Annotated in this window: 14 protein-coding genes; 7 read left to right on the top strand and 7 right to left on the bottom strand. The window is 63.5% G+C overall.

Features of this window, described 5'->3' with window-relative positions; translation table 11 throughout:
- Positions 1-156: 156 nt before the first annotated feature.
- Complete coding sequence (locus QYL91_RS12330) at positions 157-627, top strand: HTH domain-containing protein (protein WP_302080799.1); 471 nt, start codon at positions 157-159, stop codon at positions 625-627.
- Here QYL91_RS12330 and QYL91_RS12325 read toward each other — a convergent pair whose 3' ends face one another.
- Both QYL91_RS12325 and QYL91_RS12320 read right to left on the bottom strand, forming a co-directional pair.
- Complete coding sequence (locus QYL91_RS12325; RefSeq protein ID WP_302080798.1) at positions 628-1,029, bottom strand: Zn-ribbon domain-containing OB-fold protein; 402 nt, start codon at positions 1,027-1,029, stop codon at positions 628-630.
- Positions 1,026-2,177 carry a thiolase family protein gene (locus tag QYL91_RS12320; protein WP_302080797.1) on the bottom strand — a complete coding sequence of 384 codons (1,152 nt, stop codon included), beginning with the start codon at positions 2,175-2,177 and terminating at the stop codon, positions 1,026-1,028. Before QYL91_RS12320 ends, QYL91_RS12325 begins: the two co-directional genes overlap by 4 nt.
- A 120-nt stretch (positions 2,178-2,297) precedes the next feature.
- Here QYL91_RS12320 and QYL91_RS12315 point away from each other — a divergent pair, with 120 nt between their 5' ends.
- Genes QYL91_RS12315 through QYL91_RS12290 form a run of 6 tightly spaced genes read left to right on the top strand, consistent with a single transcriptional unit; the run spans position 2,298 to position 10,079 of the window.
- On the top strand, positions 2,298-3,476 hold the full coding sequence (locus QYL91_RS12315) for an alpha-1 4-glucan-protein synthase (protein WP_302080796.1): 1,179 nt from the start codon (positions 2,298-2,300) through the stop codon (positions 3,474-3,476).
- A 38-nt stretch (positions 3,477-3,514) separates the two neighbouring features.
- Complete coding sequence (locus QYL91_RS12310) at positions 3,515-4,696, top strand: extracellular solute-binding protein (protein WP_302080795.1); 1,182 nt, start codon at positions 3,515-3,517, stop codon at positions 4,694-4,696.
- 30 nt (positions 4,697-4,726) lie between these two features.
- Positions 4,727-6,379, top strand: coding sequence for an ABC transporter permease (locus QYL91_RS12305; RefSeq protein WP_302080794.1), 1,653 nt, complete (start codon positions 4,727-4,729; stop codon positions 6,377-6,379).
- Positions 6,369-7,496, top strand: a complete 1,128-nt coding sequence (locus tag QYL91_RS12300; protein ID WP_302080793.1) for an ABC transporter ATP-binding protein — start codon at positions 6,369-6,371, stop codon at positions 7,494-7,496. The genes QYL91_RS12305 and QYL91_RS12300 overlap by 11 nt, the downstream gene beginning before the upstream one ends.
- Position 7,497: 1 nt before the next feature.
- A complete protein-coding gene (locus QYL91_RS12295) occupies positions 7,498-9,534 on the top strand; it encodes an ArnT family glycosyltransferase (protein ID WP_302080792.1) in 2,037 nt (678 codons plus the stop codon).
- Positions 9,531-10,079: a gluconate 2-dehydrogenase subunit 3 family protein gene (locus tag QYL91_RS12290; RefSeq protein ID WP_302080791.1), complete on the top strand. Its 549-nt coding sequence runs from the start codon at positions 9,531-9,533 to the stop codon at positions 10,077-10,079. The genes QYL91_RS12295 and QYL91_RS12290 overlap by 4 nt, the downstream gene beginning before the upstream one ends.
- A 26-nt stretch (positions 10,080-10,105) precedes the next feature.
- Here QYL91_RS12290 and QYL91_RS12285 read toward each other — a convergent pair whose 3' ends face one another.
- From QYL91_RS12285 to QYL91_RS12265, 5 genes are all read right to left on the bottom strand, one after another.
- On the bottom strand, positions 10,106-10,816 hold the full coding sequence (locus QYL91_RS12285) for a dolichyl-phosphate hexose transferase (protein ID WP_302080790.1): 711 nt from the start codon (positions 10,814-10,816) through the stop codon (positions 10,106-10,108).
- A 63-nt stretch (positions 10,817-10,879) separates the two neighbouring features.
- Positions 10,880-12,028: a branched-chain amino acid ABC transporter permease gene (locus QYL91_RS12280; RefSeq protein ID WP_417750579.1), complete on the bottom strand. Its 1,149-nt coding sequence runs from the start codon at positions 12,026-12,028 to the stop codon at positions 10,880-10,882.
- A gap of 70 nt (positions 12,029-12,098) precedes the next feature.
- A complete protein-coding gene (locus QYL91_RS12275; RefSeq protein ID WP_302080788.1) occupies positions 12,099-13,097 on the bottom strand; it encodes a branched-chain amino acid ABC transporter permease in 999 nt (332 codons plus the stop codon).
- Positions 13,094-13,792: an ABC transporter ATP-binding protein gene (locus tag QYL91_RS12270; protein ID WP_302080787.1), complete on the bottom strand. Its 699-nt coding sequence runs from the start codon at positions 13,790-13,792 to the stop codon at positions 13,094-13,096. The genes QYL91_RS12275 and QYL91_RS12270 overlap by 4 nt, the downstream gene beginning before the upstream one ends.
- The gene (locus tag QYL91_RS12265; RefSeq protein WP_302082863.1) at positions 13,789-14,589 is read right to left on the bottom strand and encodes an ABC transporter ATP-binding protein; all 801 of its coding nucleotides are present in this window, start codon (positions 14,587-14,589) and stop codon (positions 13,789-13,791) included. Before QYL91_RS12265 ends, QYL91_RS12270 begins: the two co-directional genes overlap by 4 nt.
- Between the last annotated feature and the right edge of the window lies 1 nt (position 14,590).

Here is a 14,590-nt window from a genome sequence, read left to right as displayed (position 1 = left end):
ACCAACCATTATAAACCGATGATTGCCATGCAGCGCGGTTCTGGTGGCTTGTGACGCCGATTCGAGGTTTGGCGATTCGTGGCATGTCGCGCCAATTTGTAATATGATAGAAACGTTTTATTACCACGGGGAGCGAACGTATCCGCGAGGGTACCTATGCACAGCAACAAGCGAGAGGGGGCTATCGAGGTAGTGCTGTACGAACGGAGTGAGTTACCACCTCCGTCTCAGGACCGCGCCGACAGCCTTCACGAGCGCCTCGTGGAACTCGGCGAGCGCGGCCTCGTCGACACGGTCAGTCGGAACGAGTGGCGCAAGCGGATGCCAGTCGCCGACTGCGACCGCGACATTCGGGACACGTATCTGGCGTTCAGGTCGTGGGCGGACATCGAGGGGGTCCGTCTCACGCCGTTTTTCCAGACCAGAGAGTGTTTCACGCCGGCAGAAGGGGAACACACGGACTGGCTCGTCATGCCAGCGTTCTGTCTCGCCGTCTACGACGGAACGGGTGTCGCGGCTGTCTATCCACACACCGACGAGGAGGCAAAGACAGTCGAGGATGGCCTGCAAGCCCTCCTGGATGAGGGGTCTGCCGATACGATTGTCGACCCGCTCGTCGCGGACTGACTACTCGACCGGTTCGAACCGATAGCCAGACCACGACTGGCTGTCTTTTGCTCTCAAACTCGCTGTGGGGTCCCGTAATTCGTCGACGTACACTGGCTGGACAGTGTCGCCGATAGCAACCCCAGCAGTCGTCTGCCCGAGGACTGTCACTGAATTTCCGTCGAAGGTAAATTCCACGATTGCCAGCGTATTCGGTGCCCGGACGCCAGAGGGTGTCGCGACGCTCTCCGTCCATGTTACCACTGTCGCCGTCCTGTCGGTGAGATCGACCGTCTCGACCTGGTCGCCGCCGCAGGTCGGACAGACGGTGTGGCCGGGATAGGTCAGGTGGTCGTTCCGACACCGGTGTGCGAGCAGCCGCTCCCTGCTGGCCTCGCTGGGAGGACTATCGCTGTCAGTCATGCTGGCACCTCCAGCAGTGAGGTGACGACACAGTTGCCAAAGCCACCGACGTTGCAGGCGAGGCCGCGGTCGGCATCGACCTGTCGGTCACCCGCCGCACCGAGCAACTGCCAGTAGAGTTCGGCGACCTGTGCGACGCCGGTCGCGCCGAGCGGGTGGCCCCGGGCTTTCAGCCCCCCGGACGGATTGACCGGGAGCGCACCGTCCCGGGAGGTCGTCCCGTCTTCGACGAATTTCCATCCCTCGCCCCGGTCGGCGATGCCGAGTGCTTCTAGCTGGAGTGGTTCCAGAACTGTCACCATGTCGTGTAACTCGGCGACGTCGAGGTCGTCGACGCCCCAATCGGCCATCCCGAAGGCCCGGTCGCCGCTTTCGGCGACGGCGTCCATCGCCAGCGGGTCCGACCGTTCGTGGACGACGTGTGTGTCCGTCGCGCCGCCGACACCGGCCACGCGAACGTAGTCGTCGGTGTATTGCTCGGCGACCGACACCGGACAGAACAGCAGTGCCGCGCTCCCGTCGGTGACCGGGCAGTAATCGTAGAGGCGGAGCGGGTCGTTGACCATCGGACTCTCCAGGACCGTCTCGACGTCGATCTCCTTGTGGAACTGTGCGAACGGGTTCGCGAGGGCGTTCTCGTGGTTTTTGACCGCAACTCGGGCCAGACTCTCCCGGGGAGCGTCGTGTTCGTGCATGTACAGCCGCGCGGCCATCGCGCCGAAGGCTGGCAGGGTCACCCCGTGTTTGTACTCGACGGGGTGGGTCACCGACGCGACGACGTCGGAGGTTTCCGGGGTGTCCCGGTGGGTCATCTTCTCGCCGCCCACGAGCAGCGTCATCTCGCTTGCGCCCGACGCCACAGACTGCCAGGCCTCGAAGACGCCGGCCGCGCCCGACGCGGAGGTCTGATCGACGCGCTCGGCGTAGGCGGGCAAGACGCCGAGGTCGTGTGCCAGCGCGTTCATCACGCCGGTCTGCCCTTCCAGTTCACCACTTGCCATATTCGAGACGTAGAGGTGTTCGACCGCGTCGCGTCCGACCGGCGCGCTGTCCAGACAGGCCTCTCCGGCCTCGGCGAGCAACTCCCGTATCCACGCGTCGCGCTCGCCGAAGTCTGTCATCGCAGCCGCGATGATGGCAACGTCCATATTGGACCGTCACGGGGCGACGTTGTGGTCGTTTCGGTCACTGCCCCACGTCGCGGAGTCTTAGGCCATCCTAAAACAACAGTTATTTTAGGACGCCCTAAAGACTGAGGAGTAGATACGATGGCACGGACAGCCCAGGACATCTGCGTAATCGTCCCGACGATACGCGAGTACGAGTGTATGCGGGCGTACTTCGAGAACGCACGCGCACACGACTTCGATTTGGACCGACTCCACGTCGTCCTCGTCACCGAGGACTTCTGTGACACAGAGGAGATGCAGGCGATGCTCGACGAGGAGGGCGTCTCCGGCGACGTCTACGACGGCACCAGCCGCAAAGCGTGGTTCGAACGCCACGGCGTCGGCGAGTACAACCACCTCGTCCCCGAGGCCAGCCACGCCCAGACCTCCTTTGGCCTGCTCTACATGTGGGCCAACGACTTCGAGTACGGCGTCTTCATCGACGACGACACGCTCCCCCACGACGAGTTCGACTTCTTCGGTCGCCACCTCGACAATCTCCAGTACGAGGGCGAAGTGACCGGCGTCAGCTCCGACGAACAGTGGGTCAACGTCCTCTACCAGAACGAGGACGAACACGGTCTCTACCCTCGCGGTTATCCCTACAGCGCGATGGACGAGACGGTCGAAACCGAACCCGTCGAAGTCGACGATGTGGTCGCATCGCAGGGCCTCTGGACGAACGTCCCAGACCTCGATGCGGTCCGCATCCTGATGGACGGCGACCTCCAGGGCCAGGCACAAACCCGGACCAGCGCCGAGGACTTCGGCGAGGACTTCGTTGCCCGGGAAGGCAATTACCTCACCGTCTGTTCGATGAACCTCGCCTTCCGCCGGGAAGTGATTCCGGCCTTCTACCAGTTGCCGATGGACGACAACGAGTGGGACGTTGGCCGGTTCGACGACATCTGGTCGGGCGTGTTTCTCAAGCGGGCCTGTGACGTGCTCGGAACGCAGATTTACAACGGCGACCCGCTCTGTGAGCACAACAAGGCGCCGCGCTCGACGTTTTCGGACCTCACCAACGAGGTTCACGGCCTCGAACTGAACGAACACGTCTGGGAGATAATCGACGACGCCGGTGCGGACGCCGACAGCTACGCGGGTGTCTTTGAGGCGATGGCCCACGAACTCGCCGACGGCGATTTCGCCGACTACGAGAACGGGGCCTTCCTCAATCAAGTCGGGGAGTACATGCTCGATTGGCTGACCTGCCTCGACGAACTCGACGCCACGGCGGCCCCCAAACAGGGCGTTCCCACGACCGGAGACGACTAGAAAGCGTTAAGTGTTTTAGGCAAACCTAAATTATGACAATGCAAGAAAATTCTGACCGAACTTCTGAACGAAGTGAGACGACCCATCGACCCACCCGGCGGAAGGTGCTGGCCGCGACGGGCCTGGCCAGCGCGGGCTCTCTGGCCGGTTGTTTCGGGCTGTTCGGCGGCAACGGAAACAACGGCAGCAGTAGCGACGTCAACATAGCGGACTTCCGCGGGTCGGGCCCGCTGGTTTCCTCCCGTGGTGACCCCGGCGGAACGTCCATCTCGGAGCTCCCCGACCTGGAGGGGGAACTGAGCTTCTATCTCGGTGGCGGTGAAGGCGGGCTGTATCTCGACCTCATCAGGCTGTTCGAACAGGTGTATCCGGATTTCACGTTCAGCCACACGCGTGCCCCCTCCAGCCAGCTGTCGAGTCGCATCGTCGAGGAAGTCGACGCCAACGCGAGCCAGGCGGACGTGTTCATCGCAGTCGACGCCGGTTCGCTCGGCAACGTCGCCGACGCCGGTGCGGCAGCGTCGCTCCCCTCCAGTGTTACCGATTCCGTCCCCTCGCAGTTCACGACCGGTGATTGGGTCGGCATCGCCGGTCGTGCTCGGGCTGTCCCGTACAACACGACCCAGCTCTCTGCGAGTGACATTCCAGATACGGTCCAGGCGTTCCCGAACACGGACGCCTTCCAGAACAACATGGGCTGGGCACCGTCTTACGGCGCCTTCCAGTCCTTTATCACGGCGATGCGGCTCATCCGTGGCAAGAGTGAGACCCGCCAGTGGCTCAACGATATGCAGGCGGCTGAGGTACTGGAGTTTGGCAGCGAGTTCGAAGTCTCAAACCAGGTCGCAAACGGCGAAATTGTCTCCGGCTTTGCCAACCACTACTATGCACTGCGCGTCCAGAGCCAGCGTCAGGACGCACCGCTCGACCTCGCGTTTACCAGCGGTGACGCGGGCGCGCTCATCAACGTCTCCGGAGCACAGATTATCAGCGGGACACAGAAGCAGGACCTCGCCGAGAACTTCGTGCGCCACCTGCTCTCCTCTGAAGCCCAGGAGTTCTTCGCGACCCGGACGTTCGCGTACCCGACCGTCTCCGGCATCAACCCAGTCGGTGGACTCCCGTCTATCGACGAACTCAACCCGCCGGACATCGACCTCGCAGAGCTTTCGGACACCGGCCCGACGCTCGACTTGCTCACCGAAACCGGAGTCCTCTAACCGACGGGGTGATAATCACTGCACAGACTGATGGACGGTCCCTCGCAATCGACGCTTGCGTCGGTCGGCTCGCGTCTCCGTGGCACGTTCAGACGGGTCCGCGAGCGTGCTCGCCGGCATCTCCCGTCGCCGCTCGTCGTCGTTGCCACGCTCGCCGCCGTCGTCTTGCTCTCGCCGGTCGCCTGGATTGTCCTCGAAGCCCAGACCGTCGGTCTCGACCGGGCGACCGAGATGGTCTTCAGCGCACGAACCGGCGAAATCGTTCTCAACTCCCTGCTCCTGACGGCGACGGTAACCGCAGGCTCGATTCTCGTCGGCGTCCCACTGGCCATCCTCACCGTCCAGACTGACCTTCCCTTCCGCCGGTTCTGGACCATCGTGTCGGCGCTGCCACTCGTCGTGCCGAGCTACATCGGTGCCTTCGCCTTCGTCTCCGCATTTGGGCCCCGCGGTGTCCTTCAGGACATCCTCGCCCCGCTTGGCATCCAGGAGCTGCCGGCAATCTACGGCCTGTTCGGCACGGCACTGGTCCTGACGCTGTTTACCTACCCGTACGTCTACCTGACCACGCGAGCCTCACTGCTTTCCTTCGACGGCACTGTCGTCGAGGCAGCCCAGACGCTCAACCACTCCCGCTGGCAGGCCTTTCGACGCGTCACGCTCCCGCAGATCAAACCTGGCATCGCTGCGGGGTCGCTCCTGGTCGCACTCTATACGCTCTCTGATTTCGGGACGCCCCAGATTATGCGCTACGACGTGTTCACGCGGATGATTTACGTCTGGTACAACAACTTCTTCCTCGGCCGTGCCGCGTTGCTCTCCCTGCTGTTGCTCGTGATTACGGTGGGCATTCTCGTCTGGGAGTCCCGAATCAACGCCAGCCGGGAAGGCGCACACGTCTCCAGTGGCTCGAAGCGGCCGGGAACTATCGAACTCGGCCGCTGGAAGTGGCCCGCGCTGGCGTTTTGCGCGTCGATTGCCTTCCTGGGTCTTGCGGTCCCCGTCGGCATTCTGTTCATGTGGCTCGGTCGCCCCTCGCCGGGCTACGCCGAGGGAGGATTCTCCTTCGAGTTGTCCTTTATCGCAAACTCACTCGGCGTCTCGGCGGCCGCCGCCATCGGTGCGGTTCTGGTCGGGCTCCCGCTGGCCTATCTCTCGGCGCGCAGTGACTCGACGCTGGGTTCGCTTCCCGAGCGGGCGAGCTACATCGGCTACGCGATGCCAGGTGTCGTCGTCGGGCTCTCGCTTATCTTCCTGGGGCTTCGCTACGCGAACGTCCTCTATGGCACCGTCTTCATCCTGATATTCGCGTATATCGTCCGCTTTATTCCGCAGGCCGTCGGGACGATGGAGTCGTCGATACTCCAGGTCGACCCCAAACACGTCGAGGCGGCCCGGTCGATGGGCGATGGCTCGCTGCGGTCGTTCCGGCGAGTCGTCTTCCCCCAGATTGCGCCAGGCGTTATTGCGGGCGGTGCGCTGGTCTTTCTCACCACGATGAAGGAGCTCCCGGCGACGCTTCTCCTGCGACCGCTCGGCGGCGAAACCATCGTTACTTACATCTGGCAGGTCCAAGAGGCAGCATACTACGGCCAGGCCGCTGTCCCGGCGCTCATCCTGGTTGGCGTCTCTGCGCTCTCGATGCTCATCATACTACGACAGGAAACCGACGATGCCCCGTAACGAACCACCCACGACCGAACCGGCGACAGAATCGACCGACGACCACGAGGAGCAGACGGCGGCGGTCCTCGAACTAGACGGTGTCACGAAGGAGTTCGGTCCAGAAGCGGCGGTCGAAGACCTCTCGCTGTCGGTCGACGAGGGTGAACTGCTCACCTTCCTGGGACCGTCGGGCTGTGGGAAGACGACGACGCTCCGACTCATCGCCGGTCTGACCGAGCCCACCAGCGGGACGATAACCATCGCCGGCGAGACTGTCGCCGGTGACGGCCACTTCGTCGCCCCGGAAGACCGCGACGTCGGGCTGGTCTTTCAGAACTTCGCGCTCTTTCCCCACCTCGACGTCGCCGAGAACATCGCCTTCGGCATCGACAGTTGGGCGAAAGCCGACCGCGAGGACCGCGTCGACGAACTGCTCGAACTCGTCGGGCTCGAAGACCACCGCGAGAAGATGCCCAGTCAGCTCTCCGGTGGCCAGCAACAACGCGTCGCGCTCGCCCGCTCGCTCGCGCCGCAACCGGACGTCCTCCTGCTCGACGAGCCGTTCTCGAATCTCGACATCCGCCTGCGCGTCGAGATGCGCGAGGAGGTCCGACGCATCCTGAAAGAAGCCGGCGTCACCGCGATTTCGGTCACGCACGACCAGGAGGAGGCACTCTCTATCAGCGACCGCGTGGCGATTATCAACGACGGCCATCTCGAACAGGTCGGCAAGCCCGAGACCGTCTTCGAGAACCCCGAATCGAAGTTCGTCGCCTCCTTCCTCGGCCGGGCCAGCTTTCTAACCGGCCGCGTCCGCGGCGACATCGTCGAGACCACCCTCGATACGCTCTCGACCGACCAGATAAACGGCCCACTCAGCGCCTACGACGGGGCACGTATCGACGTGCTGGTCCGGCCGGACGACCTCGAAGCGACACCCATCGACGAGAGTATGGCCGACGGCCACATCGTCCACCGGCAGTACAACGGCCCGAACTTCGTCTACCGCGTCGAATTGAACGACGGCGGCGTCGTCCGCTGTCTGCACAACCACGTCAAGACCTTCGAACACGGCCAGCCAGTCGCCGTCGACATCGTCGCCGACCACCCGCTGGCCTGGTACCCGGTCGACTGAAATGGGCGCGCGCGACCGACTTGCTTCGGCTCGAAGACGGCCACGCTGGGTCGTGGGCTCGCTCGCTGTCCTCACTGCCCTCCTCGTGTTTGCTATCGGCGAGAGCGTCTTTCCGTACTACACGACGAACCACGACGAGGCCGTCTATCTCCAGCAGGCCGCGATGCTTCTGGACGGACAGTTGTTCCTCCGTCCGCCGGTTCCCGACGTGTTCCGGCCGTGGTTTTTCGTCGCCGAGGGGGAAACACTGTACCCGAAGTACACGCCAGTCACCGCCGCCATCTTCGCGCTCGGGATGGTGGCCGGGTCGGCACGACTCGCTCTTGCAGTCGTCGCGGCACTCGCTGTTGCCCTGACCTACGCTGTCGTCGCCGAGGTGTTCGACCGCGAGACTGGCGTCGTCGCCGCCGTCTTGCTCGTGCTCACACCGCTCTTTCTCGTCGACGGGTCGGTCTTTCTCCCCTACATCCCGGCCTTTACGCTGAACCTCTGTTTTGCGTGGGCGTACCTCCGCGCTGACCGCACCGGCGACAGACGCTTCGGTGCGCTGGCGGGTGGGGCAATCGGACTCTCCTTTTTCGCCCGCCCGTACACCGCCGTGCTGTTTGCGGCGCCGTTTATCGCCCACGCCCTCTGGACGCTCCGGGGGTTCGACCGCGATGCAGTGGTACGGCAGGGAATCACCGCGGCGCTCGGTCTCTGTGGTGTCGGCGTCGCGCTGGGGTACAACGCCGTCGTGACCGGTGACCCGCTGGTCTTTCCGTATCAGGCGTTTGCCCCGCTTGACGGCCCTGGCTTCGGCGTCCGTCGGATAGTGGGCTACGAACGCGACTACACCATCCCGCTCGCGCTGGAGGCAAACGCACGGAACCTCCTGACCTACGCGACCCAGTGGACCGCCGGCGGCCCACTGGGTAGTCTGCTGGCACTCGGCGGCCTCGGTGCCGTCCTCCATCGAAGTGATTGGCGACCCGCCCCGCGGACGCTCACCCTTGCCGGTCTCGCGGTCACGATACCGCTGGGGAACGTCTACTTCTGGGGGACGCTGAACGTCCTCGGTGACCTCTCGGATACGACGGACGGACTCATCTCCTTTCTCGGTCCGTACTACCACGTCGGCCTGTTGCTCCCGACGGTGGCGTTCGGAGCCGTCGGTGCCCTTGCCATCGCGAAGGTCGTCCACACGCAGTACGCTGGACTCGATAGCCGACGAGTACGAGTTGTCTCGCTGGTCGTCCTCCTGGCCAGTTCGCTCGTCCTGGTGGGAGTCACTGCCGGCGCCGTCGCCGGCCCGCTTGCGGACAACAGCGAGGTGACCCGGCAGTACGAACAGGCCTACGAACCATTCGAGGAGCGGGAGTTCCAGAACGCGCTCGTCTTCCTCCCGTCGCCGTACGGCGACTGGCTCAATCATCCGTTCCAGCCGTTGCGGAACGGGCCCGGATTCGACGGGGACACCGTCTACGCACTCGACGACCGGCAGTTCGACGTCGTCGATGCGTTCCCCAATCGGACCGTCTACCGGTACACCTACCGCGGTGACTGGACGCCCCACTCCCGGCAGGCAGTGGCGCCGCGGCTCCAGCGAGTCCGCGTCGCTGAGGGGTCACGCGTCACCGCGAACGTCTCGCTTGGGGTTCCACCGGCTGCCGAGACAGTGCTCGTCAGGGGCAGTTTCGCCCAGAACGGCCAAAGCTCGACGGCCACCAGGCCAGGCCCGGAACTCGATATCTCCATCACCATCGAAAACGGTCGGGCGACGGTCACCTCGCCGCAGTTTGCCGAGAACTTCAGCGTCGACCGCCAGAGCTCTGTGCCGTTCAGGCTCGTGGCTTACGTCGACTCTGGGACACTCGGCGGGTTCGAGTACGTCGTGACAGTCCCGGTCGACCGGACCCGTGACGGCTACCGGGCGCTCACGCCTTCACTCGAAGTCTGTCGCGGCCCGACTCGCTGTGGTGGCGAAGCCGCCTACGTCCCCGGCGAGCACCGCGAGGGGGTCAGCATGAACGCAACAGTACACGGAGCCAACAGATGACAGAGTACGAACTCACACGCCGTGACGCGATTGCAGCACTCGCCTCCCTCGGTGTCGCCGCCGGCGGAGCACTGACCTGGAACGCACTACAGGACGGCGCCGACGACGAAGACGGCCCGACGATGTCCGAGCACGACCGCGAACTGCTCCAGGCGGTCGCCGTCGCGACGTACCCGTCGGCCGTCTCGGGGATTCCGGAGTTCGTCGAAACCTACGTCGTCGGCCGCATCCACGACCAACCCGACCGACTTGCGGGAATGATCGACGCTCTGGAGTATGTGGACAGGTACGCCAGCGAGTGGTACGACACACCGTATCTGGAGCTGTCGCCGACGCGCCAGGAGACTGTCCTCAGTGCGATGGGCGCAGACGTGAGCGACCCGGACCCGGACGGGGGCGATGTCGAGCAGGTCCGGTTCTACGTCGTCAACGAACTCCTGTACGCGCTGTACAGTTCACCGACCGGGGGAAAACTGCTGGGGCTCGAAAATCCGCAGGGCCACCCTGGGGGAACCGAAAGCTACCAGCACGGCCCGCCGGAGTGACCCCCGACTCGGTCGGTGCAACCGACCTATCGGAACCGCTCTTCGAGACAGACTTTGACGATGGATTTTGCAATCTCTGCGCCGCCCTGGAAGGGGTCGAGTTTCGTCTCACCTTTTCGTTCGCGGTACTCGATTGGGGCCTCCCGTACCTCGTAGCCCCGCATCACCGGTCGAATCAGCAACTCGGCAGAGAGGCCGGTGTTTTCGGTCCACTCGATTTTCTCGATGAGCTCTTTCCGGTAGGCTCGCATCCCGGTCGTGGTATCGTGAACGCGTTCGCCCATCAGCGCCGAGGCAAGATACGCGAAGGCACTGTTGCCGAGGCGGTTCATCGCCGGCATCGCCTCGGCACCGTGATAGAGTCGGTCGCCGCTGACCACGTCACACCCGTCGTTGATGGCGTCGAGAAACTCCGGGAGTTGCTCCATCGGGTAGGTGTCGTCACAGTCTGTCGTGACGACGACCGGACGACTCGCCGACAGTAGTGCCTCCCTGACCGCGACGCCGTACCCCTGTGGCTCCTGTTCGATGACGCGTGCGCCGTGTTCGCGTGCGATTTCCGGTGTCGCGTCGCTGGACCCGTCGACGCAGACGACCTCTGCCTGTCCGTCCGTCACGTCGTCGATGTCCGAGAGGACCGTCCCGATAGCTGCCTCCTCGTTGTACGTTCCCATGACGACGCTCAAATCTTCGAACGTGTACTCCTCTGTTGCCGCCGAGCGGCTCTGTGTTGCCATTACGTGACCGATATCGCTCGCCCCTCTTGAGCTTTTAGGTTTACCAAAAACAGACGGGCGGAGTCAGCGGAGTTGCTCTATCCGCTGGCTCACAGCCTTTGCGATGGAGGTGTTGCCGACCCGCGCCCGGATAGAGCCGATGAGACCACCGGGAACGAACAGGACGAAGACGACGAAGATGATGCCCAGATACAGGCCGGCGTGACCGGTCATCACCGCTTCGAGAATCTGGACGCCGCTTTCCGGGAGCACGCCTTCGAGGAGTGCCTGGAGTCCGCCACCCTGCGATTCCGGGGCGAGGAACTCGTCGACAGACTCGGTGAATATCCACCCGTACAGCGGACCGACGAGCGTCCCGAGGCCGCCGATGATAGAGGCCAAAAGTGCGTTCCCGGTCACGAGGAAGTAGAATCCCTCGTCGGGGGAGACGCCGTTCTGGTAACCGGCCCACAGCGCGCCCGCGACGCCGGCGAAGAAGGCGCTAATCATGAACGCGCCGAGCTTGTACACGAGCGTGTTGTACCCGATTGCACGCGCTCGCTCCTCGTTTTCGCGGATGGCAATCATCGCACGGCCAAACGGCGAGTGAATCATCCGCTGCATCGCCAGATAACAGATGAGGACGACAAAGCCGATGACGTAGAAGGCGACAAACTCGGGGTTGTTGTAGATGTTGAGAATCTCGACTTCGCTGCCGTAGAATCCGAGTTCGAGCCCCAGGTCGGTGTAGGGAACACCGAAGACGAAGTTCGCCCCGGTTTCGAGTCCCTCGCTTGGCGAACTCCCAAGCCAGCGCCAGCTCTCCGAGACGACGTACAGCACCTGGCCGAACCCGAGCGTAATCATCGCGAAGTACACGCCGGTCAGCCGAAAGGAGAGCAGCCCGATAGCGACCGAAAGCAAGAGTGCGACCACTGCCGCGCCGAGAATCAGGAACACGTACGGGGTCTCCGGGCCGACAAGCGGCAGTTTGCCGTTCCCGGCCAGGACCACGAAGTACCCGCCGGCGCCGTAGAAGGCCGCGTGGCCAAAGGAGAGATACCCCGTGTAGCCGCTGATAAAGTCAAATGAGATGGCAAACAGGCCGAAATAGAGGATGAAGATGCCCGTGCTTATCTGGGGCAGGAACGCCTGGGTCGCCGGCACCTCGACGGTGAGGATGTCATAGAGGTGCGGGTAGACCAGGAACGCGAGGACGACAGCGACGTGTATGGCGTGGTCCCGCAGGTACTGGACGGGCCAGCTGTCCCCGACCGACTCCTGGGGAGTTGCGGGTTCGGAGCTAATGGCCCCCCACCTCCTCGACGCCGAAGAGTCCCTGTGGCCTGATGAGCAACATCACGACGAGGATGAGGAATATCATCAGCGACGGTAGGCCGGCGAAGTCGATGGCGGCGGAGTTCTGGAAGAACCATCGGGTGACGACCGTCACCTGACCGACGATGAGCGACGCGACGACAGTCCCCTTGAACGTCCCGAGCCCGCCGATGATGACGATGACGAAGGCCGGCAAGAGCACGTCCGCGGCGAGTGGCACGCTCAGGGAGTACGACTGGTCCCAGACGACCAACACACCCGCTGCGCCGGCGAGACCGGCACCCAGTGCGAACACCACAGTGAACACGCGCCGGACGTCGATACCGAGTGCCTCGGCCATCTCCTCGTCCTCGCTGCCGGCGCGGACGTACAGTCCGTACCGGGTCTTGTTCAGGAACGCCCAGACGCCGACGACAGTGAACACTCCGAGCGCGATTTGCAGCAGTTCGAGCCCGCTGAGACCGACAAAGTAGTCGGTCCGCAGTTCCGCAGGGAGCGACTGCAACGGTTCGCGCCAGTCGTTTTGCGCGCGCCCTGGTCCACGGTAGAACTCGACGATGATGGCGATAATCTCGTCGAGGACGAGCGTCAGCCCGAAAGTCAACAGAATCTGGTAGATGGGTGGCCGGTCGTACAGTCGCCTGATGAGACCGACTTCGATCCCCGTTCCGATGCCGGCGAGGACGACGAAGCCGACGATCATCGTCAGGAGAAAGAGGAGCAACGAGACGCCAAACGACGACTGGCCGATGACGAACAAGGCCATCCAGCCGCCGACGAAGGCGCCAATCATCGTGAGCGAGCCGTGGGCGAAGTTCAACACGCCCATCAGTCCGAAGATGAGCGTCAGGCCCGCGGCAATCATCACGAGTACGCCGGCTTCGGCGATTCCTTCCGCGATGACGCTGACGAGCGTCGACGGTGAGAGGAACTGCCCGATGTCGTTGATGAGTGTTGCCATCATGCTGAGAGATGCCTCCTGAGTCGGTCGTCCTCCGCAGAGACCGCCGCCGCGTCACCTTTGTCGACGATCTGGCCGTGGTCGAGGACGTAAAACCGGTCGGCCAGGTCCAGTGCCATCTGCAAGTTCTGTTCGACCAGCAACAGCGGCACCTCCTGGGACGCCTTGAGCAATGCTTCGCCGACGTCGGCGACTATCTGCGGGGCGAGTCCCTCGCTTGGTTCGTCGACGAGCATCAGGTCGTTGTCGCCGACGAGTCCGCGAGCGATAGCGAGCATCTGCTGTTGGCCACCAGAGAGGGTGCCGGCGTCCTGGCCCCGGCGCTCTTCGAGAATCGGAAACGTATCGAACGCCGACTCCAGCGCATTCGCGACGCCGTCGGGGTCCGGGACCGAGACGCGGAGGTTCTCTTCGACCGTGAGTTGACTGAAGATGCGTCGGTCCTCGGGAATCCAGCCGATACCGGCGGCTGCGACCTCGCTGGTCTGTTTCCCGACGAGTTCCTCGCCTCTAAAGCGGACGCTTCCGGTCCGGGGTGGCGTTAGCTGGAGTATCGAGCGCATCGTCGTCGTCTTTCCCACGCCGTTCCGGCCCAGCAGCGCGACCACTTCCCCGTCCGCGATGTCCAGTGAGACACCTTCGAGAATGTGGCTCTGGCCGTAGTAGGTGTGGATATCGTCGACTTCGAGCAGCGTCACGCGAACCCCTCCTCGCCCATCTGTGCGGAGCCAGTATCCAGGTCGCCGGCCTCGTAGCCGCCGAGATACGCTTCCTGTACTGCGGGGTCGTTCCGGATGGCCTCCGGCTCGTCGTCTGCGATGACCGCGCCCTGATTTAACACCACAATCCGGTCGGAGACCTGCATCACGATGTCCATGTTGTGTTCGACGAGCAACACGGCGTGGTCGCGTGCGACGTCCTCGATGAGCGCGATGATGTCACCGACACTCTCCGAGGACACGCCGGCGTTTGGCTCGTCCAGCAACAGGACGTCGGGGTCACCCGCGAGTGCGATTCCGACCTCGAGTTTTCGCTTGTCACCGTGGCTGAGATTCTCCGCGGTTATCTCTGCCTGGTCGTCGAGACCGACGCGGTCGAGTATCGCGCGTGCCTCCTCGAAGTGCTCCTCGAAGGCGTTGTAGTTTCGCCAGAACTTCAGGGAGTTCTCGCCGTGGACCTGCGAGGCAATCCGGACGTTTTCGAGGACGCTCACCGTCGGGAAAATATTCGTAATTTGGAAGGAGCGGTGCATGCCGAGCGACGCCGTCTCCTGTGGGGACTTGTCGGTGATGTCCGTCCAGTCTTCGCCCTCGTGGAACTCTATCTGCCCGTCGCTGGGAGTCAATGCGCCGGTCAGCAGATTGAAAAACGTCGTCTTGCCGGCGCCGTTTGGTCCGATGAGCGAGCACAGTTCGCCGGACGACAGTTCGAAATCCACGTCGTCGACGGCAGTGATGCCACCGAAACGCTTCGTGAGTCCCGTAGTACGAAGCATC

Origin of the sequence: Salinibaculum rarum (assembly GCF_030505615.1) — an archaeon.
Taxonomy (GTDB): Archaea; Halobacteriota; Halobacteria; order Halobacteriales; family Haloarculaceae; genus Salinibaculum; species Salinibaculum rarum.
Note: the sequence above shows the minus strand (reverse complement) of the source record. Positions and strands in the feature narration are given on the sequence as shown.